A 22,457-nucleotide genomic window follows, 5' to 3' on the forward strand; every position below is an offset into this window, starting at 1 on the left:
TGGCGCGTGGATGCACGGTGAAATGGCGAGATGGCGAGATGGCGAGATGGCGAGACAGCTCTGCGCGTTGCTCAGATGCGTCCGGTCCGGAGACGCCGTCGGCTGGACCGCCGCACACGTGACCCGCCGCCGACCGCAGGCTGCGGGGTGCTCGGGGGACAGGTGATCAAAGGGGAGATCAATCTGTCAAGACTCCACGCGTTCAAACAGATACCAAGAACTGGGCAGGGCATTCAAACAGAATCCAAGAGCAGGGCAAGCCTGCGGGGACGGTGCCCGTGCCGACCGGGCGGCTCCTGCTGTCACGCGGCGACCTCGCATGAGCCGGCTGCCGAGGATGCGGTTCGTCTACCAGCAAGAACCCTACTGTGGCGTTGAGTTCGGCCTCGCTCACCGACCGAGCGGCGCGTGCGAAGGGGCAACTCGCAACGCCTCACGGGTCTCGAAAGTTTCCGAAATGCCAACAGGGCTGAGCGGTATTGCTCGCGGAGCAACTGGCCGACTACCGTCGGCGACGTCCGAATCTGTTGAGTGATTTTGTTCGACCCGATGGCTAGTCCCCTTCAGGCGGAGCAGCCGTCGTGTGGTCGGCCCCCGCTGCGGTGACCGCATCGAAGGCCTGGAGAGCGACCGCGCCCAGGTCTTTCCTCCTCTGATCGAGCGCCCGGTTCAATGGCGAACCCCTCGACGAGACAGCCGGCGGGTTTCAAGTGTCAATATCGGGAAGCATGCCAGCTGAGGTGAGCTTTGAAGGATCTGAAGCCCTGGAGTGTCGCCGAACGAATCGATCTGGTTCGCACCACGCTCAAGTCGTTTCCGGACGTAGCGCAGGGCGCCGACCGCGAGCGGTTCCGAAGACTTCTGGAAAATTTTGGCGTGGAAGCTGTATTCGACTACCTCCGCAGTCGCGGAATAGCACATGCCGCGCTTGCAGCGCACTCCTGGAGCCCAGGCATTACAGACATGGAAGGACCTTTCTGGCTCTTCCGGCAGTTCGGTCTCGCCGTCCAGGAGACTCACCGTCGCGAAGTCGCTCACCTGGCGGAATCCTTTGCCCGCCAGGGAATACCCCTCATCGCCTACAAGGGCGTGGTACTGGAGGCCTTGCTGTCCAGCACCGACACGCCGTCCTGCAGTGCGGACATCGATATTCTGGTACCGAAGGCCGAGCTCTCGCGCGCAAAGGAAATGTTCGAAAAGCTGGGCTACGTGTCGGACTTGCGGATTCATGCCGGCCGTCCGCGTAAAATTCCGCCCCAGGTCACGGCGATGACCGAAGGGTCGATATATTCCTTCGGTCAGTGCGTACCATTGGACAGGCTGATACCCGTACCGGAGCTGGCGCCTCTCGGTGCTCGGCTGCTGCGATATTTTCCGGAACGATTCTGTCTGGTTGCCGGTCAGCTTCAGATGAAGTTGTCCATCGACCTGCACTACACCCTCAACCACCTTTCCGATGATATCGGCACACGGGTCAAGCCGTCAGAGGAGGTGTGGCTGGAAGATACCGAATCCCTGGAAATCGAAGGCGTTGCCGTTGAGACGCTGAGTCATCGGGTACTGTCCTGGGTGCTTCCCCACAGGCTCTACGTGGACAGCATGCTGCTCAACGACGGCAGCATCAGGGCGCTGTGCCATCTGAAGCTCCTACGCCATTATGGCAAGCTCGATGTGCAGCATGCGAAGGACATTTCCCAGCGCTACCCCTACCTGGCGCCCTCCATCTATTACGCGCTTCGCGCGATGGATCAAATATGCGAAACGGATATTCGCCTGGAAGCTGATCCGGAAAAAGTCCGCAAGTCCAGTGCACCCCTCATGAACGTCGGTGATTGTCTTCCTGCGATGCTCGACTTCGGCCTGGATGTCGAACTGATCGGTCTGAACTCCTCAGCCGGCGACGAGGAACAGGTCGCGGTTCGCCTGCATTGATTGATCCGGCCAGGGGCACCAACGGGTTTGGCAGATATAGGGAGGCAGATGACATGCCAGCACAGAACAATCCATGGATCCGCTGCTCGCCATCGGACCGGCGCATCATAGAAAGCCTTCAGGGAGATACGCAGCCAATCGATGCCGATGAGATCGTGCGAGTGCTGGGTGAACGCTATCGGCAAGGCGGCTCCCAGGTCGCCGTCTTTGACGGAGACCGCACATGGACATACGCAGAACTGGGGCAGCGGGTATTCGAACTGGCAAGCCGGCTCAGTGAGGAGTTCTCTCTACCTGAGTCGACGGATCGCCGAATTTTCGGGGTGTCCATCGACCGGTCCGCTCATCTCATCGCGGCCGTCCACGCCGTGGCATTGACCGGGTCGTCTTACTGCCCGATCAACCCGAGCGATCCGACCGCCTGGAAGCAAGCAATGATGCGTACCAGTGACGCGACGTCCGTTCTCCTCACCGAGGAGGACGGAGAAGAGCACCGTGCGGCTTTCGACAATTACTTCCTGGTGCATGGCGAGCACTCCGGACATACAGATTTTGAGCCCGCCAAGGTCAGCGATGACGACATTCTGCAGATCATCTTCACCTCGGGTTCGACCGGGCGTCCCAAGGGGGTCATGTGCACCCATAACGGGTTCGCCAACAGGATCCGTTGGATGCAGGACCGTTTTCCCTTGAGCGACAGTGACCGTGTTGCGCTCAAGACACCCATCACCTTCGACGTTGCGGGCTGGGAAATGTTCTGGCCCCAATACGCAGGGGCACAGACGGTCGTAGTCCCACCTGGGGCCCACACCTCTCCCGAGGCCCTGATCTCGCTCTTCAATGAGTACTCGGTGACCGTTGCCCACTTCGTTCCCTCCATGCTGCGCCTGTGGCTCCGGGCAGGCGGCGCACGCCGGTGTCCCACCCTCCGACTCGTCTTCTCCAGCGGTGAGGCGTTGGAAGCCGATCTTGTCGAGGAGTTCACCCGGCAGTCGAATGCTGAGCTTCACAACCTCTACGGCCCCACCGAGGCCGCCATCGACGTGACTCACTTCCGCGCCGATGACATCCCGCGGAACCCGGTTCCGATCGGGCTACCGATCACCAACACCCATATCTATGTGCTGGACCCCGACCAGGCGATCTGCCCGATCGGGGAAGTGGGCGAGATATACATTCACGGTGTCGGCGTTGCCGCCGGCTACCTGGGAGCCGAGGCGAAGGACAACGAACGCTTTTCGTTTCTTTCTTTGATGGGCGTGGAAGGATGGCGGACGTTTCGTACAGGCGACGCCGGCAGGTATACCGATGATGGCCAGATCCAGTACTGTGGCCGTCTCGACAGCCAGGTGAAGATCCGTGGTCAGCGTGTGGAACTCGCAGAGGTAACTGCGGCTGTACGCAACCATGAGGCGGTACTCGACGCGCACGCCAAGGCATACATCTCCAGTGGCGGGCGAACTCAATTGGCGGCGTACGCGGTCATCGATCCTGAGCAGGCCCTTGCGGACCCGGTAGGAGAGCTCACGGTTTACCTGGAGAGCCACTTGCCTGAGCGTTCCAGGCCCGCCCGAATCATCGTGACCGAGTCCCTGCCCCTGAGTCGGCACGGCAAGGTGGACGAGAGCAAGTTGCCGCTTCCGGGGCGATCCCGCCCCGATATAAAGACTCCCTTCCAGGAGCCCAGCGGGCCACTGGAAGAGATGATCGCCTCGATTTGGGCACGTGTTCTCGACCTGGATGAAGTCGGAGTTCATGACAACTTCCATGATCTCGGAGGCGACTCGCTCGCAGCCGTGGAGATCTCTTTCATCCTGACCGAACGACTCGGGCTCGAGTATGACGATCCGCTGATTCCGGAGATTCTGATAAGCGGGGACACGGTGGCGAATTCGGCGTCGATAACCGCAAAGGCAGAAGGGCGATGAACACAGCTCGCAGACCTGGGCGCGAGGCTGCATGGCAGCACGTATACAACCGCACGTACCGCCTCGACCACAGTTCCGCAAGTTCACATTTCGACACGAGCGGATGGATCAACACATATTCCGATGAACCATACTCCGTCGCTGAGATGGAGGAGTGGGTCGACGAAACAGTCCGCCGGATCCTGACGCACCGTCCGAGAAGAGTTCTCGAAATAGGATGCGGAACAGGTCTGCTCGGTAACAGAATCATCCCGGAACTTGACGCCTACTGCGGCATGGACTTCTCCGTCGGAGCCTTGCAGCGTTTCGCCCTGGGCCTCGACTCGGGCACCAAAGCTGCGGTTTCCCTCGTGCTGGGCAGCGCCCGTGACCTCGACCTCGTCCCCACCTGGGAGTACGACTGCGTCGTACTCAACAGCGTCCTGCAATACTTCCCAGACACGGCATACGTATCCGATGTTCTTCTGAAGGCCAGCAGACTCCTTCAGCCCAACGGTGTCCTTTTCCTCGGAGACGTGCGACACCAGAGCCTGGTGACGACGCATCACCTCTGGCGGGCCTGGCTCAGCTCACCTGACGACATGGCAGCTCGGACAGCTCGTGACGAGGCGGCCAGGCGCGCGCAGAGCGATCGAGAATGGTGCGCGGCGCCGGCCGACCTGGAAGAGCTCCTCCGCTCCGTCACCGGAGCCCGGCACATGGAGACTCACCTCAAAGACGGCCGTCACCCGACCGAGATGAATCTGTTCCGGTATGACGTTGTGGGTTATTTCGGTACGGGCCGTCCACTGATTCAGCCGACGGTGTGGTTCGACTGGTCGCCCGGATTGCTCTCCCGGTTCAGCTGGGCGGGCGCAGAACCCGTAGGTATACGCGGAGTGCCAAATTCCCGTATCGCCTCGATGGTGGATGCCGCAGCGAACCTGGAAAGCGCCTCGCCGGTGGAGCGCATGGGCAAGCTGCGCGCCGGACGCGGTGACGCCGAGCCCGGTGACGCGCTGAGTGCACTGCGTCGTCTCGCAGAGGAACACCAGGGCGCCCTGGTGACGAACTGGGCGGCTGATCGCAGTGGAGAGACACTGGATCTCGCGCTCGTGCCGCCGAGCGCCGCGGCCGACCCCGGCCCTGTGCTCGTCCAGTGGGGACGGCCGGAACAGTGAGGTCTCCTCGGCACAAGGTGATGGCAGCAGGAGCCTGGACAGGGGACACGCTCCGCCTTCTGCGGTTGCTGTGGTCGACCGGCAGGGGACTTGGAACGGGTCTGGCCGCGATCCGGCTGGCGGAGAGGCTTGTTCCTGCCGCGACCGCCGCGGTCGTGGCAATGCTGGTGAGCCGGGTCGCCGTGTTGAGCGACAGCGGGGATGGTGGCGCGGCGCTGTTGCCCCTGGCGGCCTTCGGTGTGGTGCTGTTCGTTGGGCACGTTGCCGAGTCCGCAGCGGAGCCTCTGGCCTATCTGGCGCAGCAGCGGATCGACGGGGCGCATCGTGCGGCGGTGACCCGCTTGGCGGCGAGCAGCCCGACCATCGACGTCCTGGAGCGGCCCGAGGCGCAGCGCCTCGTCCGGAGGGCCAAGGCGGATCCTGACGATTTCTCGCAACGCACCCCGGGGCAGGCTGCCTTGGCCCAACTCGACCAGGTCATGGACGGCGTAGGGGTGGCGGCGGTCTGTACGGTGGTCGCCCGGTTCGCTTGGTGGCTGGTGCCGTTGGTGCTGGTTCCCGCGCTGTTTCACGCCTGGTTGCGCTACCGCAGACGGATGGAGTGGATCGGGCTGTGGCGGTCGAAGCTCGACGAGCTGGTGCGTGCCGACCGCTGGCAGGAGACCCTGGCCTCGCCGGGAGTGGGCAAGGACATCCGCGTTTTCGGTCTGGCCGACTGGGCGGTGGAGAGGCTCTCTTCGTACCATGCGGCGCGCTGCGAGCCCATGTTCGCCCTGTGGAAGCGCAATCTCCGCGACCAGTGGCAGTTCTTCGTGATCACGGCACTGCCGCTGCTGGCGGTGTTCTGGATCGTGGTGGCGGGCACCGTGCGCGGGCACGGCTCGGTTGCCACGGAAATCGCGGTGCTGACGGCGGCAGCGGCGGTGTTCACGGTGATCGAACCGGGCGACGCCGCGCTGACACGGCTGTCGGGACTTGAAGCCCTCAAGGCCTACGACGAGTTGGCCGAGCTCCTGAGTGAGGACACCCGTCGTCCATGTGACGTGGCCCCCGTCCCTACCGGCTCGTCGTCCCTGGTCCGCTTCGACAAGGTGGGGTTTGCCTATCCGGGGACGGCACGGACCGTCCTCAACGGACTCGACCTGGAGATCCGCCCCGGTGAGCTGCTCGCGATCGTGGGTCTCAACGGGGCCGGCAAGTCCACCCTCATCAAGCTGCTCGCCGGGCTGTACGAGCCAACCACCGGACGCGTCCTCGGCGGCGGCCAGGACATGGCCGAACTCGGGGTGCGGGCCTGGCGCGAGCGGATCTCCGTGGTCTTCCAGGACTTCGTCAGGTACGAGCTGTCAGCCACCGACAACGTCACCCTCGGCCGCCCCGGCGTCGTACCGGACCAGGCCGCGCTGGAGGCGGCCGCCCGGGACGCCGGCCTGGGACCGGTGCTCGACCGCCTCCCTGACCGCTGGGAAACCCCGCTGGCACGCTCGCGCACCGGCGGAGTGGACCTCTCCGGCGGCCAGTGGCAGCAGGTCGTGCTGACCCGGGCCCTGTACGCCCTGCGCACCGGCGCGGAGCTCCTCGTACTGGACGAGCCCACCGCGCACCTGGACGTACGCACCGAGTTCGACGTCTTTCAGCGGCTCGCCGACCAGCGTGGCAAGGCAGGCGTTGTCCTGATCTCACACCGCCTGTCGACGGTGCGTCAGGCCGACCGGATCGTGCTGCTCGACGGCGGCCGGATCACCGAGTCCGGCACCCACGACGAGCTGATGGAGCTGGGCGGCACCTATGCGGAGCTGTTCGCCATCCAGGCGGAGCGCTTCCAGCAGGGCTGCCAGGACGCGATCGAGGAGGGGGAACTGCTGTGAGGCGCTATCTGGCCCTGTGGGCCGAACTGCTGAGGATTTCCTGGCGGCGGGACCGCGTCTCCGCGGTCGGCATGGCCGCTGTCTGCGCGACCACCATCGCCGCCGCGGCCGGGGTCGCCCTGGCGCTGCGTGCGGTTGTCGACGGCAGCGTCCACGGCACCCCGGGCACGGCTCTCGTGGCGGCCTGCGGAGCAGCCGTCGGCTACGCCGTGACGGTGACGTTGCAGGGGACGATCTGGGATCTGATCAAGCTGTTGGCGGACAAGACCGACCAGGAGTTGCGTCCGCGGATCCAGGGCTGGATCGCCGGGTTGGAGGGGCTCGACCACCTGGAGCGTACGGACTTCCTGGACCGGCTGGAGGGAGCGCGCGACAACAGCTGGCAGATCTCCGTCAGTCTCTGGCAGATCGTCCTGGCCACCCGCTCAGCCCTCCAACTGGGCGTCACCCTCGTCATCCTGGGGACGGTCAGTCCCTGGCTGCTGTTCCTTCTGCCCTGCGCGGCGCTCCCGCTGTGGTTCGACCACCGCGGCAAGCAGGCGGTGGCAGAGGCCGAGATGGGCACCGCCGAGGCGTTCCGGCTGCAGCGGCACCTCTTCCAGCTCGGCACCCGCGCCGACAGCGGCAAGGACATCCGCGTTGCGGGCGCCGGCGAGGAGATCGCCCGCCGGCAGGCCGTGGCCTGGGACGAGGCAGCGCACCTGCGTTACCGGGCGCGGGTACGTGCCGCGTGGTGGAAGTTCGGCGGCTGGGCGGTCTTCGCCTGCGGATTCGTCGCGGGGCTCGCACTGGTCGCCTACCGGGCGGCGCACGGCCACGGCACGGCGGGTGATGTGGTGATGGCCGTCACCGTCGCCTCTGGCCTGCGACAGACCGTCCAGCAGGCGGTCGGCAACACCACGAACACGCTCGCCACTCGCACCGCCATCGAGTCGTACTTCTGGCTGCGGGACTACGCCGCCGCCGAGACGGCCCGCACGGCGGGCACCGTCCACGCTCCCGCCCGGCTGAGCCGGGGCATCACCTTCGACCACGTCTCCTACCGCTATCCCGGCACGGACCGCCTCGCTCTCGACGACATCAGCATCCACATCCCGGCTGGAACCGTCGTCGCCGTCGTCGGCGAATACGGCTCGGGCAAGACCACCCTGGTGAAGCTGCTCGGCAAGTTCTACCGACCGGACGAGGGCCGGATCACCGTCGAGGGGATGGACCTGGCCGGTTTGGACACCGCGAATTGGCGCTCGCGCGTCAGCGCCGCGTTCCAGGACTTCGGACGGCTGGAGACCACCTTCGCCGAGGGCGTCGGGCTGGGCGACCTGCCGCGCCTGACGGACCGTGACCGCATCATGCGGGCGGTGCTGGACGCGGACGCCGGCGCCCTGGTGGAGCGGCTGACACAAGGGCTGGACACCCAGCTGGGCAGTGAACTGGGCGGCATCGATCTCTCCGAAGGCCAATGGCAGCGCGTCGCACTGGCGCGGTCGGTGATGCGGGACGATCCCCTGCTGTTCGTCCTCGACGAGCCCACGGCCTCTCTCGACGCCCCCAGCGAGCACGCCATCTTCGAGCGGCAGATCGCCCGCGCCCGTCAACTCGCCGAGCGCACCGGGGCGATCACCATGATCGTTTCCCATCGCTTCTCCACGGTCGTCGGCGCGGACCTGATCCTGGTCCTCGACAAGGGCAGGCTCGTCGAGTCCGGGACCCACGCCGAGCTGAGCGCCCTCGACGGGGGCCGCTACGCGGACCTGTACGGAATCCAGGCGGCGGCTTACACCAGCTGATGTGTGCAACAGGAAGGCTCACCGCCTCGTGAGGGAAAACATCCGGAACGGAGTAGACACCATCAAGGCTCACGAGTTTCCGCTGACCTGGAGCCAGCACTGGGCATGGGTGGCCCAACACGAAACGCCGGTTCCGTCATCGCTGCTGATACGCGTCGTCGTGCCGGTACCGCGCAAGGGTATTTCCGTGGCCGACGTCGAGTCGGCAGTTCGATGGCTTGCGGAGCGGCACGAGGTTCTGCGTGCAAGGTTCCGAGTCAACTCTGAAGGACGCCCGGTACACCTGATTGACGAGAGCTTCGACCCCGTGGTCAGAGTAATAGACAGCCGGACCCCGCTGCAGCCGCACGAGACAGACGGCGCGCTCAGCGAGATCCGCTACCCCTTTGATCTCGAAAAAGAGCACCCCGTTCGCATGGCGATTTTTACCGTGAACGGAGTTCCGGAAACTCTGTACCTCGTGATCCATCACATCGCGTGCGACAGGGGTGCCGGAGTGATCATCAGGTCTGAGCTCACCAGGTATCTGGAAAGCGTTGCCTCCGGTGCGGAGCCGGATCTCCCACACCCTCGATGGGGCGTACGGCAACAGTCCAGATACGAGATGTCCGCTCGAGGGAAGGAGGTGAATCAGAGAGCTCTCCAGCACTGGAGGAGATTCCACGAAAAACAGCCGTACGACCTTCCTCCCATACGGTTCGGCCAGGGATCCGGTTCCGGATGCAGCGTCAGGCTCAGCTCCAAAGAACTGGCAGGGCTGTGCGCGTCGCTATCGCAGCGGGAGAATTGCCTCCCGGCCGCCCTCCTCATCACTGCGTTTGCCGCATCTTTGGCCAATGCCAACGGCCGCGATGTCAGCCTCTTTTCCCCTCTAATCTCCAACCGCCATCTTCCCAACAGCAAAGAAGGCGTATGCAATCTGATGCAGCTCGGGCGGCTGGCTGTTGACTACGGCAGATCCCCGGGCTTTCGCGATGCGCTCAGGGGGGCCATGGTGTCCACCATGCAGGCCATACGTCACGGACATTACGATCCCAGTGTCCTGTGCATGGACCGAATAGCTGCCGGAATCACTGCCGAGGGCGTGCTGTTCAACTACATCATGCTGGACAAGGGTCACACCCCGCCGGACGACTCGACCGAAGTCCAGGTCGAAAATTACACGCATTCCGTCCACGCTGAGATCACGGTGATAGATTATCGGGAGATTCTTGACGTCACGCTCCAGGTGGGCCATGACAGCCTGTCGACGGCGCAAGCGAGAGCGGTTATCGCCGGGATTCCCGTATTGCTCGAACAGTTCCTCCGGGATCCCGCAGTGCAGCGGCCGGATTTTCACGGTGTGCTGCCTCGCTGGAATGCTCCGCAAGGATGGATCGACTGGCGTGGGCGCTGGCTGTACAAGCCAGATCTGCAGAAGGCCCTCCAAGAATTTCCCGGCGTCCAGCAGGCGGCGGTGACAACGGAAGAACGGGACGGAACGGCCGTCCGGCTCTTCGGTTGCATCGTAGGCGATCGCGCGGTCACCCCGGGTGCTCTCCGAGAATATCTGCTGAGCACCAGGCAGTTGCCCGGGGTCAGCATCGTCCCGGATGAGTTCGTGGTCCGTCACGAGGCGCCGTACAATATGAATTCAATTGATTCCTGGCTGAATAGTCCAGGTGTGACTCTCCGCGGCAGTGGCCGTATCGGAGACGGTTATAGTGATAGCGCGGAAAAGGGGCCAGAAGAGAGCGCAGTAGAGAAGGTTCTACTGGAGTGCTTTCGGCGTCTTCATCCAGTCGCGCATCCTCACCTGTCGTTGAGTTATGCGGAATCGGGTGGAGAGTACACCAAGATTCCGGCTCTTATTGGAGAACTTCGCGACGTCGGTTACGGCGGTATTTCTGTTTGTGATCTATTGAGCGCGTACACGTTTCGAAGGCTTGCCGAGATGATCAGGGAGTACTGATGGCTCAGCGACAAGATTTCCCCGCGAGCGTGCCCACGGTCGCGGTCATCATTCCGGTCCGCAACGGCAGCGACTACATCGACCAGGCTCTGGCATCGATTGTGACGCAGACCGTTCCGGTCGACGAAGTGGTGGTTGTCGACGACGGTTCGACGGACCGCACCTACGAACAGGCGAGCCGCTGGAGCGGCATTCTGCCTCTGAGGGTCATACGCACCGAACACACCGGGACATGGCACGCACGGCACTGCGCCGTTGAGGCTGCCGGCACCGACCTCATTCTCCAACTCGACTCGGATGACATGCTGTTGCCGGGTGCCGTCGCCTCGATGACCCAGGCCTACGCCCGCCGTCCAGGGCTCATCGCTCCGCGGAGGCTGATGCTGGTCGAAGGAGAGACAGCGGACATCCCGCGGGCGATCACGGAGCGTCTGCCGGAGTCGGGCGACCAGTACGCCTACATGCTGGTGCGCAACTACATCGGCATCGGCTGCCTCTACAGCAAGAAGGACTACAAAGCAGTCGGAGGTTATCGGCCGGGCCGCTACGCCGAGGACTGGGACCTTTGGCTGCGGTTCGCCGCTGCGGGCATCCCCATCTCGCTCGCTGAGGAACCGACGTACGTCTACAGCGTTCACCGGAAGAACGCCTCCAGCAGCGTTGGTCCCGCACAGGGCGACCAGGAGACGCTGCGCCGATTCCTGCATGTCGGGAGCGAGGCACACCGGCGCACTGGCAAGCTGGCGCTCCTACAGCGCGCCGGCATCGAGTACCTGCGCGAACTGAAGCGGGCAAGCCTTGCGGACACGCCCGTCGATGTCGCCGCGGTCGGCCTGGTCGGGAATGCCAGGATCGAAGTCTGGCGCGACGATGACCTCGGATACGTCCTCGTGGGTGAGGCCGCGACGGGGGACGGGCGCCGACTCGTGGTCGTCTCGGCGGCTGGAACCGAGATGAGGCTCCGGTCCATCGTGACGCCCGGCGGAGCCCTGGAAGAGAATGAGACCGATCCCGCCCTTCGCTGGGAGGGGCGCAACCTCACCTGGTACGGCTGGCTGGCGCACGAGGCATGGGACGGATCGATCGACAAGGTCGCGACGCCTTCTGCTCAGGAGCTTTCGGACCCGGACTGACACGCCTGCGCGTCGTCGGCGCGTCCGCGTGACTCATGGGCGCTTCCCCCAAGGCCGGGTTGTCAACGATCTTGGGCTCAGGTCAAGCGCGGTCGATGGGGTTCGGAGCGTCCCCTTCAACGCAGGCAACGGAACCCGTTGGAACTGGCAGTCGACCAGGACAGCTTGTTCCAGGGAGCTCCGTTGTCCGTGCTCACCCCCGCCACGCCTACGGCGGCGACCTCGTGCACACGGCCTTCTCCGGCACTCACCAGGACGCCATCGCCAAGGGCATGGCCCACCACACCAAGCAGGCCGCCGAGAGGGGCCTCTCCGTCGACGAGGCCCCGTGTGCGGTGGCGTGTCACTCTGCAGTGCGGCTCTGAGGCGTAACGGCCTGCTGTCGGGGGGACGACGCACCGGCTGGGGCAGCACGAGTAGTGGGCTGATCGAAGGGCTGTTCCGCGTGGAACCGGAGCCTCCAGCGTGAACCATCCGGCTGGGCGACCTTCAGCGTTTCAGGCCGGCGATCACCAATCTGTATGTGTGGTCGCCGCCTTGGGAGATTCCGACCGACCCGACACCGAGGACCTTGTCACCCCGGAGGGGCATGAGCCCGTCGACAAGGTGCCGTTATTGCTCCCGTTATTGCTCCTGAGGGACAACGAGGAGGGAGGCTTCCAGCCTTCGCTCAAGGACCGTCCGTCTGCTGGGGCGCGCTTCTGTCGACTGCAGATGACGAGGAGGCACCCACAGAGGCCGTGAAGCTCCGGATGGACGCGGCTTACGGCAACCCCGGCATTCAGCCCCTGACCTTCGGAGTGCTCCGCGGAGCTGTCAGTACGGCAGACCCAGCACAGGGGCGTCGACGCGATATCGGCTGCGTGATCTCTTGTACGCCTGGCAGCCCTCGACAGCAGCGACGACGAGCTGTCCTTCACCGCCACCATGCGAGTCCAATGGTGCTCGAGATCTTGTGGACCCAGGTCTCGCTCCACGTCGACGACCACACCCTCTCCAGCGCTGAGCGCATGGCCCAGCTGCGCCGCGAAGCAGCTCTCGAAGACCTCGCGCGGCAGCAGACCGCTGCCCGGATCAGATTCATGCAGGACGAGATCCTGCGCACGCCTGCGACGGCCCGGCTCCACCTGATGCTGGAGCAGAGCGCGCAGCATGGCGCTCTTCCGCCGGGTGTCGACATCGACGAGATCGTGCGGGACGTTCAGCAGTGGCATCCACAGGCGCATGGGTGGTAGTCGCCCAGCTCGTGTACGCCTTCCTCGCCAACCTCGCTGCGGAGGACCGAAGCGATCTCCTGTAAGCACGAATCGTCCGCCTTGGCGTTGTCGGTCCGGATGCAGGGCCTCCCGGCGGTGTACTCGCCGTCGCGGTCGAAGACCTGGATCACCGAGGGTTCATCGGTCTGCCACCATGCGGCGAACGCCCCGGCGATGTACTGGGACTGTTTTTCAAGGGCGATGACCTCGTGGGTGGCGCCGTCGGCTTCGTAGTCGACCGTGGGGTGGTCGGACGCCGGTCGAGGAGTTCATCGCATCGCGCACCGTAGAGCCGATCCGGCTCCGTCGCGCCGGACTTCGGAGGGCTGCCTGATGGCCAACAAGCGGGGGAGGCGGCGTCGCTTCGGTGCGGTGAGGCAGTACCGGTCGGGCAGTTGGACTGCTTCGTACCTTCGGCCCGACGGTCAGCGCGTCCGCGCGGACGAGACCTTCGAGACAAAGAGGATGCGGAGATCTGGCTGTCTCAGGGTCGAGGCAGATCTCAGCCGAGGGGACTGGCGCGCTCCCGACGTGGGGGCAGTCAACTTCCGCATCTACGCCGAGAAGTGGGTCGAGGAGCGGGAGCTGGCCGTTCGCACCGAGGACTTGTACAAGCACCTCCTCCGCTGCACGTCCTCCCGACCTTCGGCGCGCTCGATCTGGACGAGATCACCGCTCCTCGCGTCCGTGAATGGTGGGCTGAGCGGCTCCGCACCACCAAGGCCAAGACCACCGTCGCCAAGGCGTACCGCCTCCTCAAGGGCATCTTTGAGACGGCCGTTGACGACGATCTGGTCAGCCGCAACCCGTGCCGGATCAAGGGTGCGGGCAAGGAGTCCGCAGCTGAACGCCGTATCGCCACCGTCGCCCAGGTCGATGCCCTAGCCGAAGCGATCGGCATTCGCTGGCGTCTCATGGTCCACCTCGGCGCGTACGGTCCCATGCGGCCCGAGGAACTGGCCGGCCTGCGCCGTCGAGACGTCGACCTGGACAGCCTGGTGATCCGCGTCCGCGTCGCCGAGCCGGAGCGCACCAACGGCATGCGTGCTCCTGGCGAGACCGAGTCCGACGCGGGTGTTCGGGCCGTCGTCCTCCCGACCTTCCTCCACAAGGAGGTGAAACAGCACCTCGCCTGGTTCGCCGGGAAGGGGCCCGACGGCCTGCTCTTCGCCGGCGAGAAGGGAGCGCCTTTCCGGCGTACCTCCTTCGGCCGGAAGTGGCGCCGGGCTCGCAGAGCACAACAAGAACAACGACCGCGACGACCGTGACCGCGCGCACCACAAGCAGAAGCCCACCGGAAGCTAGCAAGCTCTTATGGTGCGGTTGTGGTGCGCGCCCCGGTCTAGACAACAAAGGACCCCCGGGTCAATGACCTGGGGGTTTGTCGTGGAGCGGGTGACGAGAATCGAACTCGCGCTCTCAGCTTGGGAAGCGACGGCGCTTGGGGAGCCAGATGGCCTCTGACCTGGGCATACGTGCTCTGGTGTGGCGCCCGGGAGCGCATGATCGCACCGTAGTTGACCGTGGTTCACCGGTCTTATGGGCACGCTATGGGCACGGCGCTCGGCGACGGGTGGGTGCCGCGTGAAGTGGCCCACCTTTTGCATGGGGCCGTCCGTGCCAGGGCCGACTGCGCGGAGCCGTTGCGTGTGCACATGGACAGCTGGCCCCTTTTTGGCGTCACCCGCCCTCGCCCGAGAGGTGGAGCTTGCTGGTGAAGCCGCCCCGGGAGCGTCCGAGGCCCTCGTCGGGGCGGTGCTGCCGGAGCGTGCGCCCTTTCCCGGCACTCTCGGGCCGTCTCGCGTGCCCCGGCCGCCCGAGCGCACCCGCCGATGCGGCGGGGTTCGGATTGACGCTTGAGCTTGCATCAGGAAACCGATCGGTTTCACGTTCTCCGGCGAGAGTCATGACTGTTTTGAAGGGCGCGAGCGTCTTCGTCACCGGCGGCAGCCGCGGCATAGGCAAGGCGCTCGTGGAAGAGCTGTATGTGCGCGGTGCCGGCAAGGTCTACGCCACGGCCCGCGATCCGCGCAGCGTGACGCACCCGGACGCGGTCCCGGTGGCGCTGGAGGTCACCGACCCGGCTTCCGTGGCGGCCGCTGCCGCGCAGGCGCAGGACGTCACCGTACTGATCAACAACGCCGGTGCCTCGGTCGGCGCGTCCTTCCTCGACTCCCCGATCGACGACATACGCCGGGAGTTCGAGGCGAACTTCTACGGCCCGCTTCTGGTCGCCCGGGCCTTCGTGCCGGTCATCGAGCGCAATGGTGGCGGCCACGTCCTGAACGTGCACTCCGTGCTTTCCTGGCTGGCCCTCGGCGGCTCCTACAGCGCCTCCAAGGCCGCCCTGTGGTCGCAGACCAACTCCCTGCGCCTGGAGCTTCAGCCGCGCGGCATCGCTGTCACCGGACTGCACGTCGGCTACGTCGATACGGACCTCGCGGCTGGCGTCGAGGCGCCCAAGTCCGACCCCCGTGACGTCGCCTCCCTCGCCCTCGACGGCGTCGAAACCGGCGCGTACGAGGTGCTCGCCGACGACATCTCCCGGCAGGTCAAGGCGGGCCTGGCCGGCGACCTGGCAGGGCTGTACCCCCAGCTCACCAAGTAGACCGGGTCCCCGGCGGGGCTCCACCACCAACCGCAACTCACCGGAGAGGATATTAGCAATGAGCGCGAATTCAGAGAAGAAGATGTTTTACGCCCTGAATATGTTTGACGTGGTCGACCTGGAGAAATACCTTGCGTATTTCAGCCGCTTGCCGGAAGCGGCTCCGCAGTACGGTGGTCGAATGGTGGCGTTTGGTCGCTTCCGGGACAACGTAGCTGGTGACCTCGCGCCACGGCAGGTTCTGTTCCTCGTTGAATGGGAGTCCGAAGAGGCGTTCAACCGGTTCCGGGACGATCCGGAATTGGCCGACCTGCATCCGCTGCGGGAGAGCGGGACGGCGTCCTATATCTGGCAGACGTTCGATGGTTCCGATATGAGTGACCCCACCGACGTTTCGCTCGACGATGTACTGGCGGTGCTCAAGCCTTAGCCTCGATATTTCGTGAGGGCCCGCCGACGGAGTCGGTGGGCCCTTTCGCTTTCCGGAGCTGGTGGTGGGCAGACGGGCGGAATCCTGCGTCGGCCGGTGGTGGCGCGGCTGTTCGGAAAGCCCGGGCAGCGCCTGTGCGTCAGCCGGCCAGCTGGTTCATCCTGCGGATCTGCTTGTCGAAGACCGCGGCGGGAGCGAGGCGGCGCAGTATGCGTGCGCGTCCGGCCAGGGGACCGGCGGTGTAGCGGGGCTTCGGCTTCGGGTCGGTCGCCGCCGCGACGATCGCCTGGGCGACGACGCCGGGGGCGTCGCCGTTCCTGACCGCCTCCGCCATCACGCGGTCGACGGTCTGCCGCTGCTGCGCGTACGCGTGCAGGGGGGTGTCGGGCTTCGCGCTGTTGGCCTCGAATCCGGTCCTGGTGTAGGCGGGTTCGATGATGAGCGCCCGGACGCCGTGGTCACGGACCTCGTGGTCCAGGGACTCGGTGTAGCCCTCGATCGCGTGCTTGGAGGCGGCGTAGGCGGCCATGTAGGGCTGGGGCAGGAACCCGAGCACGGACGAGATGTTGATGACGCGCCCGCGTCGCTGAGCGCGCATGTGCGGCAGGACCTCGTTCACCATGCGCATGACCCCGAAGACGTTGGTGTCGAAGAGGGACCGGGCCTGCTCGACGGAGGTTTCCTCCGCCGCCCCCATCGAGCCGACGCCGGCGTTGTTGACCAGGACGTCGATCCGCCCGAACCGCTCGCTCACTTCCTGGACCGCTGCGGCGACCGAGGCGTCACTGGCGACGTCGAGTCCGAGGAACGTCACGCCGTCGAGCGGGGTGACGCGTGAGGTGTCACGGCTTGTGCCGACCACGTTGAATCCGGCCACGACGAGGGCGAGCGCGGTTTCCTTCCCGATGCCGGATGACGCACCCGTCACGAGTGCCACCGGCCGATCTTTCGTCATCCTGGACTCCCGCACGCACTCGAAACCGATCAGTTTCCGCTAGAGTAAACCGATCGGTTTTCGCATGCAAGTTCAAGCAGGGAGAATGCCGCCATGGGCCGGATCAGTGCGCAGGAGCGGCGTGAGAACGTCATTCGCGCGGCGATCGCCGAGTTCGCGATCGCCGGTTACCGCGGCACCACCACCGCTGCGATCGCCGAGCGGGCCGGCGTCAAGCAGCCGTATCTCTTCCGGCTTTTCCCGGACAAGAAGGCGATCTTCGTCGCCGCTCTGGTGCGGAGCGCGGAAGACACTCGCTTGGCTTTCGAGAGGGCGGCCGACGGGGTGGAGGGAGGCGAGCAAGCCCGGCAGAGGATGGCGGACGCCTATGCGCAGCTGATCTCGACGCGCCCCGAAACGCTCCTGATGCAGATGCAGGGATATGCCGCCGTGGCGGCCTCCGAAGTGCAGGGCGATGACCTGATCGGTGAGGTCGTCAGGGCCGGCTGGATGAGTATCCGGGAAACCGTGCACCTGTCGCTGGGCGCTGATGCCGACAAGACCGCAAGCTTCTTCGCCTGCGGCATGCTCGGCAACACGCTTACGGCCATCGGGCTTCCAGTGGGTGCCGGGAGGTGAGGGAGACTTCTGGGCGGCGATGCGTCAGTGCACACCTGCCGCGTCGAGCAGGGTCGTCACGGTGGGCGCGACGAGCCCGGTCAGGTTGTCGGCCTGAATCCCCGCGCGGGCGCTCGCGCCGTCGAAGACCAGGCTGAGCTGCCGGGCCAGTAGATCCGGATCGCCCGCCCCGCCCTGCTCGGCCTCGGCGCGGAAGAAGGCCGTCAGATTCGCCTTGACTTGGTGGGCCACGCGGCTCGCCGGGTGACTCTGGTCCTTGAGCTCGACCTGCACGGCCAGATACCGACAGCCTCGGAACTCGGGCGCTCCTGCCTGCGATTCCACCTGCTCGAAAACGTGCAGGATCCGCTCGCGGGGTGACCGGCCGTCGTCCATCGCAGGCAGGAGAGTCGCCACGTAGGCGGAGGCGCGCTCCTTCAGGCTCACTGCCAGGAGTTCGTCCTTGCTCTCGAACAGCTGATACATGGAGCGCTTCGACACCCCCGCCGCCTTGCACAGCGCCTCGACGCCGATGTTGACGCCGTCTCGGTAGGTGAGCGTGGCCGCCGCCTCCAGCAGGCGCTCCCTGGGGCTCAGTTTCACTTCGGTGCTCATGCCGTGAGGTTAACCCGGAGTGGACGAAATGAAAACCGATCGGTTTCCGGAGGTCTCCGGCGAGGGCTCGGCGACGGCCCGGGGGAAGGGCCGTCGCCGAGCCATGATGGTGTGCGCGCCTGCCGTCCCCGTCAGGACGACGCACACCGGGGCCACTTCGAGTAATGGCCCGTCTTGGGTGACCTGCCGTCATGCCCGTACGGCGGTCTTCTCCGGCTTCGTCTCCGCCGGGATGCGGTGCAGGCCCTGGTGGTCGTAAAAGGGGTGAGTGCCGCTCATGACGTACGGGTCTCTCGGTCGGTGGACGCGGGGCGCCTCGCCGGGGGCTGCCAGCCACCGGTGACTTCCTTGACGGGCTTGTGGGGGAAGCGGCGCCGGGCGTACTCCTGTGCGTGGGAGTCCGGCAGGACGTACAGGGTTTCCTTCTTGTCCTGGAGCGGTCGCAGGACGGTGTCCATGAAGTTCTTGCGGTCGTCCAGGTACGGGCCCAGGACGTCCTCGCCGGCGGGGCAGACGGCGAGGCAGTAGCCGGACTTGTAGCCGGGCGGAGAGCTCAGGCTCTGCCACATGGAGGCGCTCTCGGAGTCGGTGACCCGGGATCGGTAGTCGGCGGCGTCCTCGCTGTCGGCCACGGTCTGCGCCCAGTCGGTGAACCCGCTCATGAACTCGCGGTAGTTGTGGGTGGTGCAGGCCAGCGCGTCGAAGGCGCCGTCCTTGGCGATGGCGCCGACCGGGCAGGCGGCGACGCACAACTTGCAGTCGATGCAGGGGCTGTAGTTCAGCGCCTGCCCGTACTCGCTCACCTCCGCGTCCACCAGGACGGTGACCAGGAGGACGAAGCTGCCGAACTTCGGGTGGATGACGTTGCGGTGCAGGCCCATCACGCCGAGCCCGGCGGCCACCGCGACTGTCTTGTGCGCCACCACCCAGATCCGTTCGCTGGGGAAGCGGTCCATCTCCTGGGGGAAGCCGACGGACGGATTGAGTGCGCGGTAGCCGGCGTCCTGGAGTGCTCGGGTGACGCTGCGGGCGGCGTGGTTGGCCTGTTCGTCGGTCTGGTGGAACTCCTGGTTGGCCACGCTGCGGGCGGGGGAGCGGCAGTTGTCGCGGTTCATCCGGACCGCCATCGCGATCAGGGTGCGGGTGCCGGGCAACGCGGACAGCGCGTGCTCGCGCTCGCCGGCCAGGTCCGGGTGGTCCAGGCTGACCGCGGCGACGTCGTCCGCCCCGGCCGCCAGGCACAGCTCGCGCAGCCAGGCCGCGTCGATCACCGCGGGCGGGCGGCCCACGTCACTGGTCCTGCGCCGGGCGAGTACGGCCCGTACCGACGGGTGGGCCGCCAGCTTCGCCGGAAGCGGGGGATGAGTGGGTTGCCCCTCGGTGTCACGCGCGGCAGTCATCCGTGCTCCTGGGGGTGCGGGTACAAGCCTCGCCACCACGGGCGAGAAACCGATCAGTTTCACCACCGTAAACCGATCGGTTTTCGCGCGCAAGCCCAAGCGGCGAGCCTCTCCTGCGGACTGTCGATCAGGTTCCTCGCGGGCGTCGGCGATCGATCGTCAGGCGATCAGGGCTCAGCCCGCGAGTCAGGCCCTCGGCCGGCAACGGGCGTGGGGGGACCCCATGGGAGTTGCTCGGCCGCCGGGGGGCGGCTGCGACCAGCCGAGCGCATCGCTCGCCGCAGCTGTTCGTCACGCGATGCGTCAGCGCATGTCCGCCGCATCGAGCAGGGCGGCCACGGTGGGGGCGACGAGCCCGGCCTGCGTGTCGGCTTTGATTCCCGCACGGGCGCTGGCGCCGTCGAAGACCAGGATCAGCTGCCGGGCCAGCAGGTCCGGGTCGCTCGCCCCGCCCTGTTCGGCCTCGGTGCGGAAGAAGGTTGTGAGGTTCTCCTTGACCCGATGGGCCACCCGGCTCGCCGGGTGGCTCGGGTCCTTGAGCTCGATCTGTACGACGAGGTACCGGCAGCCCTGGAAGTCGGGTGCACCCGCCTGCGCCTCCGCCTGTTCGAAGACATGCAGGATCCGCTCGCGGGGCGGACGGTTGTCGTCCGTCGCGGGAAGGAGTGCCGTCACATAGGCGGAGGCGCGTTCCTCCAGGCTCGCCGCCAGCAGTTCGCCTTTGCTCTCGAACAGCTTGTACATGGAGCGCTTGGACACCCCCGCCGCCTTGCACAGCGTGTCGACGCCGATGTTGACGCCGTCTCGGTAGGTGAGCGTGGCCGCTGCCTCCAGCAGTCGCTCTCGGGAGCTCGGCATTGCTTCGGTGGTCATATTGCGAGGTTAACTCGATTCCGGCCCATGGGAAACCGATCGGTTTACGATGCTGGCCGGGGTGCGCTACGGCGCCGCCCACGGTTGAGTCGGTTCGGCGCCGCCGCCGTGGTCTCCAGAATGGCCGGTGTGTCTCGCCGGCCTCGGAAGCTCGGCCCCCATCGTGCGTGCCCTCGACCGGCGATGATGGGTTTGCTGAGGACGGAACGCGCGGGACCGTCTCGGAGATGCCCCTGTCCTGCGCTGATGTGTGCCTGGAGGGCACCAATCAGCGCAGGACATTTCTCACCACGGTGGATTCGGACTCAGTGGGCGATCACAGGCTCGCCCTCCGACGGCGCCAGAGCTGAATTCGGCATCAGGAACGCCGTGAGCACCGCGCCGACCACGAAGATCCCGGCGCCCCATGCCAGGGTGGCCGTGTAGCTCTCGACCCCGGCCTGGGCCATGGTCAGTGCGCCCGGCTTGTGCGAGGAGAGGTAGTCGGTCGCGGCCGATGAGGCAACGGTGGTCAGCAGCGCCGTGCTGATCGAGCCGCCCACCTGCTGGCTGGTGTTGATCAGTGCCGAGGCGACGCCCGCGTCCTCGTGGTGCACGCCTGCGGTCGCACCCTGGAACGAGGTGGTCATCACCGCACCGATACCGAGACCCAACAGGATCATGCCCGGCATGATGTCGGCGATGTAGCCGCTGTCCAGCGTGAGCCGGGTCAGCAGGGCCATGCCGGACGCGGAGACCAGGAAGCCGGCGCTGACCACGACCTTCGGGCCGACCTTGGGCAACAGTAGCGAAGGCACCGTGGTCGACGAGGCGACGATGCCCCCGACCATCGGCAGGAAGGACAGACCGGCCTCGATCGGCGAGTAGCCGATGCTGGCCTCCAGGTAGTAGGTCAGGAACAGGAAGATCGAGAACATCCCCATGCCCAGGACGAACACGGCCAGGAACGAACCACCTCGGGTCCGGTCCAGCACGACTCGCAGCGGCAGCAGCGGATGCGCGACCCTGAGCTCCAGCCAGGCGAATGCCGCGAGCAGCACCACGCCGCTGATCATGGAGCCGAGGGCGACCGGGTCGGTCCAGCTGGTGGATTCGACGTGCGCGAACCCGTAGACGATGCCGAACAGCGCGGCGCTCACCACGACGGTGCCAGGAATGTCGATCTTGGGTCGTTCGGTGACCACGGGCTTGGCCAGCAACAGCAACGCGCCGACCAGTGCGACGCCCGCGAAAATGACGTTCACGTACATCACCCAACGCCACGACGCCCATTCGGTGAGCATGCCGCCGAGCAGGAGTCCGACCGCGGCACCCGCACCGGACAACGCACTGAAGATGCCGAAGGCTTTCGGCCTTTCGGCCGGGTCGGTGAAGGTCACGCTGAGCAGCGAGAGCGCCGCGGGCGCGAGCAGTGCGGCGAACAGTCCCTGGGCCACACGTGCCGCGACGAGTATGTCGAAGCTGCCGGCCGCGCCGCCGACGACGGATGCGGCCGCGAAACCGATCAGGCCGGTCACGAAGGTCGTACGTCGACCGAACAGGTCACCGAGTCGGCCCCCGAGCAGCAACAGGCTGCCGAACGCCAAGGCGTACCCAGTGATGACCCACTGCCGGCTGCCGTCACTGAAACCGAGGTCATGTTGCGCTTCGGGCAGGGCGATGTTCACGACGGTCGCATCGAGCGTGACCATGAGCTGTGCCACGCCCAGCACGACGAGCACCCACCAGCGCACGGCATGTGAGCCGCGGCGGCCCGAGTCTGTTTTCCCGGAAGCGGGCGCTCCGCGGTCGAAGGTGGTACTCACTTTTCTCCTCAGTCGCTGGGCATGGGCCGACCCTCGGTCGGAAACCGATCGGTTTCCACCTAGGAAAACAGATCGGTTTCCTCGGTGCAAGTGAACGTGTCGCATCCGGCCTGGGAGTGACCCGACAGGGGTGAAGTCCGCGTAGGCCGACGGCGCTGC

At 65.8% G+C, this 22,457-nt stretch carries 17 protein-coding genes and 1 pseudogene; 13 read left to right on the forward strand and 5 right to left on the reverse strand.

What is annotated here, in order from left to right:
* Positions 1 to 747: 747 nt before the first annotated feature.
* The 12 genes and pseudogenes from ADK57_RS25150 (at position 748) to ADK57_RS25205 (ending at position 16,053) form a co-directional block, all read left to right on the forward strand.
* On the forward strand, positions 748 to 1,932 hold the full coding sequence (locus ADK57_RS25150) for a nucleotidyltransferase family protein (RefSeq protein WP_159050138.1): 1,185 nt from the start codon (positions 748 to 750) through the stop codon (positions 1,930 to 1,932).
* A 53-nt stretch (positions 1,933 to 1,985) separates the two neighbouring features.
* Positions 1,986 to 3,860 carry a non-ribosomal peptide synthetase gene (locus ADK57_RS25155; RefSeq protein WP_078973320.1) on the forward strand — a complete coding sequence of 625 codons (1,875 nt, stop codon included), beginning with the start codon at positions 1,986 to 1,988 and terminating at the stop codon, positions 3,858 to 3,860.
* 146 nt (positions 3,861 to 4,006) lie between these two features.
* Entirely contained in the window at positions 4,007 to 5,020 is a 1,014-nt protein-coding gene (locus tag ADK57_RS25160; RefSeq protein ID WP_159050139.1) for a class I SAM-dependent DNA methyltransferase, read from the forward strand.
* A 20-nt stretch (positions 5,021 to 5,040) separates the two neighbouring features.
* Entirely contained in the window at positions 5,041 to 6,888 is a 1,848-nt protein-coding gene (locus ADK57_RS25165; RefSeq protein ID WP_053751828.1) for an ABC transporter ATP-binding protein, read from the forward strand.
* Positions 6,885 to 8,675, forward strand: a complete 1,791-nt coding sequence (locus tag ADK57_RS25170) for an ABC transporter ATP-binding protein (protein ID WP_053751829.1) — start codon at positions 6,885 to 6,887, stop codon at positions 8,673 to 8,675. Before ADK57_RS25165 ends, ADK57_RS25170 begins: the two co-directional genes overlap by 4 nt.
* A gap of 28 nt (positions 8,676 to 8,703) precedes the next feature.
* Positions 8,704 to 10,626 carry a condensation domain-containing protein gene (locus ADK57_RS47820; protein WP_159050140.1) on the forward strand — a complete coding sequence of 641 codons (1,923 nt, stop codon included), beginning with the start codon at positions 8,704 to 8,706 and terminating at the stop codon, positions 10,624 to 10,626.
* Positions 10,626 to 11,759: a glycosyltransferase family 2 protein gene (locus ADK57_RS25180; RefSeq protein ID WP_078973323.1), complete on the forward strand. Its 1,134-nt coding sequence runs from the start codon at positions 10,626 to 10,628 to the stop codon at positions 11,757 to 11,759. Before ADK57_RS47820 ends, ADK57_RS25180 begins: the two co-directional genes overlap by 1 nt.
* 194 nt (positions 11,760 to 11,953) lie before the next feature.
* A pseudogene (locus tag ADK57_RS50585) lies at positions 11,954 to 12,097 on the forward strand (hypothetical protein); the annotation flags it as partial.
* Between the two features lie 600 nt (positions 12,098 to 12,697).
* Positions 12,698 to 12,994 (forward strand): hypothetical protein, encoded by a 297-nt coding sequence (locus ADK57_RS25185; RefSeq protein WP_053751832.1) that lies wholly within the window; start codon positions 12,698 to 12,700, stop codon positions 12,992 to 12,994.
* Between the two features lie 587 nt (positions 12,995 to 13,581).
* Positions 13,582 to 14,283, forward strand: a complete 702-nt coding sequence (locus ADK57_RS25195) for a tyrosine-type recombinase/integrase (RefSeq protein ID WP_420711895.1) — start codon at positions 13,582 to 13,584, stop codon at positions 14,281 to 14,283.
* A 638-nt stretch (positions 14,284 to 14,921) separates the two neighbouring features.
* A complete protein-coding gene (locus ADK57_RS25200) occupies positions 14,922 to 15,623 on the forward strand; it encodes an SDR family oxidoreductase (RefSeq protein WP_053751834.1) in 702 nt (233 codons plus the stop codon).
* Positions 15,624 to 15,681: 58 nt separating this feature from the next.
* On the forward strand, positions 15,682 to 16,053 hold the full coding sequence (locus ADK57_RS25205) for a DUF1330 domain-containing protein (protein ID WP_053751835.1): 372 nt from the start codon (positions 15,682 to 15,684) through the stop codon (positions 16,051 to 16,053).
* Between the two features lie 139 nt (positions 16,054 to 16,192).
* On the opposite strand, the gene ADK57_RS25210 is transcribed toward ADK57_RS25205, so the two are convergent.
* A complete protein-coding gene (locus ADK57_RS25210) occupies positions 16,193 to 17,008 on the reverse strand; it encodes an oxidoreductase (protein ID WP_053751836.1) in 816 nt (271 codons plus the stop codon).
* A gap of 93 nt (positions 17,009 to 17,101) precedes the next feature.
* Between ADK57_RS25210 and ADK57_RS25215 the strand changes: the two genes are divergently transcribed.
* On the forward strand, positions 17,102 to 17,626 hold the full coding sequence (locus tag ADK57_RS25215) for a TetR/AcrR family transcriptional regulator (protein ID WP_199830682.1): 525 nt from the start codon (positions 17,102 to 17,104) through the stop codon (positions 17,624 to 17,626).
* A gap of 24 nt (positions 17,627 to 17,650) precedes the next feature.
* Here the strand turns inward: ADK57_RS25215 and ADK57_RS25220 are convergent, their stop codons facing one another.
* The 4 genes from ADK57_RS25220 to ADK57_RS25235 form a co-directional block, all read right to left on the reverse strand.
* Positions 17,651 to 18,220: a TetR/AcrR family transcriptional regulator gene (locus ADK57_RS25220; RefSeq protein ID WP_053751837.1), complete on the reverse strand. Its 570-nt coding sequence runs from the start codon at positions 18,218 to 18,220 to the stop codon at positions 17,651 to 17,653.
* Between the two features lie 275 nt (positions 18,221 to 18,495).
* Positions 18,496 to 19,620: a 4Fe-4S binding protein gene (locus tag ADK57_RS25225; protein WP_053751838.1), complete on the reverse strand. Its 1,125-nt coding sequence runs from the start codon at positions 19,618 to 19,620 to the stop codon at positions 18,496 to 18,498.
* Positions 19,621 to 19,923: 303 nt separating this feature from the next.
* Positions 19,924 to 20,493, reverse strand: coding sequence for a TetR/AcrR family transcriptional regulator (locus tag ADK57_RS25230; protein ID WP_053751839.1), 570 nt, complete (start codon positions 20,491 to 20,493; stop codon positions 19,924 to 19,926).
* 305 nt (positions 20,494 to 20,798) lie between these two features.
* Positions 20,799 to 22,298 carry an MFS transporter gene (locus tag ADK57_RS25235; RefSeq protein WP_053751840.1) on the reverse strand — a complete coding sequence of 500 codons (1,500 nt, stop codon included), beginning with the start codon at positions 22,296 to 22,298 and terminating at the stop codon, positions 20,799 to 20,801.
* Positions 22,299 to 22,457 lie beyond the last annotated feature (159 nt).

This window comes from Streptomyces sp. MMG1533, assembly GCF_001279775.1.
Lineage (GTDB): Bacteria > Actinomycetota > Actinomycetes > Streptomycetales > Streptomycetaceae > Streptomyces.

Coding starts and splice junctions, on each gene's coding strand:
- ADK57_RS25205 (WP_053751835.1), top strand. CDS start 15,682: ATGAGCGCGAATTCAGAGAAGAAGATGTTTTACGCCCTGAATATGTTT.
- ADK57_RS25225 (WP_053751838.1), bottom strand. CDS start 19,620: ATGACTGCCGCGCGTGACACCGAGGGGCAACCCACTCATCCCCCGCTT.
- ADK57_RS25215 (WP_199830682.1), top strand. CDS start 17,102: ATGGGCCGGATCAGTGCGCAGGAGCGGCGTGAGAACGTCATTCGCGCG.
- ADK57_RS25185 (WP_053751832.1), top strand. CDS start 12,698: ATGGTGCTCGAGATCTTGTGGACCCAGGTCTCGCTCCACGTCGACGAC.
- ADK57_RS25155 (WP_078973320.1), top strand. CDS start 1,986: ATGCCAGCACAGAACAATCCATGGATCCGCTGCTCGCCATCGGACCGG.
- ADK57_RS25200 (WP_053751834.1), top strand. CDS start 14,922: ATGACTGTTTTGAAGGGCGCGAGCGTCTTCGTCACCGGCGGCAGCCGC.
- ADK57_RS25160 (WP_159050139.1), top strand. CDS start 4,007: ATGGAGGAGTGGGTCGACGAAACAGTCCGCCGGATCCTGACGCACCGT.
- ADK57_RS25180 (WP_078973323.1), top strand. CDS start 10,626: ATGGCTCAGCGACAAGATTTCCCCGCGAGCGTGCCCACGGTCGCGGTC.
- ADK57_RS25210 (WP_053751836.1), bottom strand. CDS start 17,008: ATGACGAAAGATCGGCCGGTGGCACTCGTGACGGGTGCGTCATCCGGC.
- ADK57_RS25230 (WP_053751839.1), bottom strand. CDS start 20,493: ATGACCACCGAAGCAATGCCGAGCTCCCGAGAGCGACTGCTGGAGGCA.
- ADK57_RS25220 (WP_053751837.1), bottom strand. CDS start 18,220: ATGAGCACCGAAGTGAAACTGAGCCCCAGGGAGCGCCTGCTGGAGGCG.
- ADK57_RS25165 (WP_053751828.1), top strand. CDS start 5,041: ATGGCAGCAGGAGCCTGGACAGGGGACACGCTCCGCCTTCTGCGGTTG.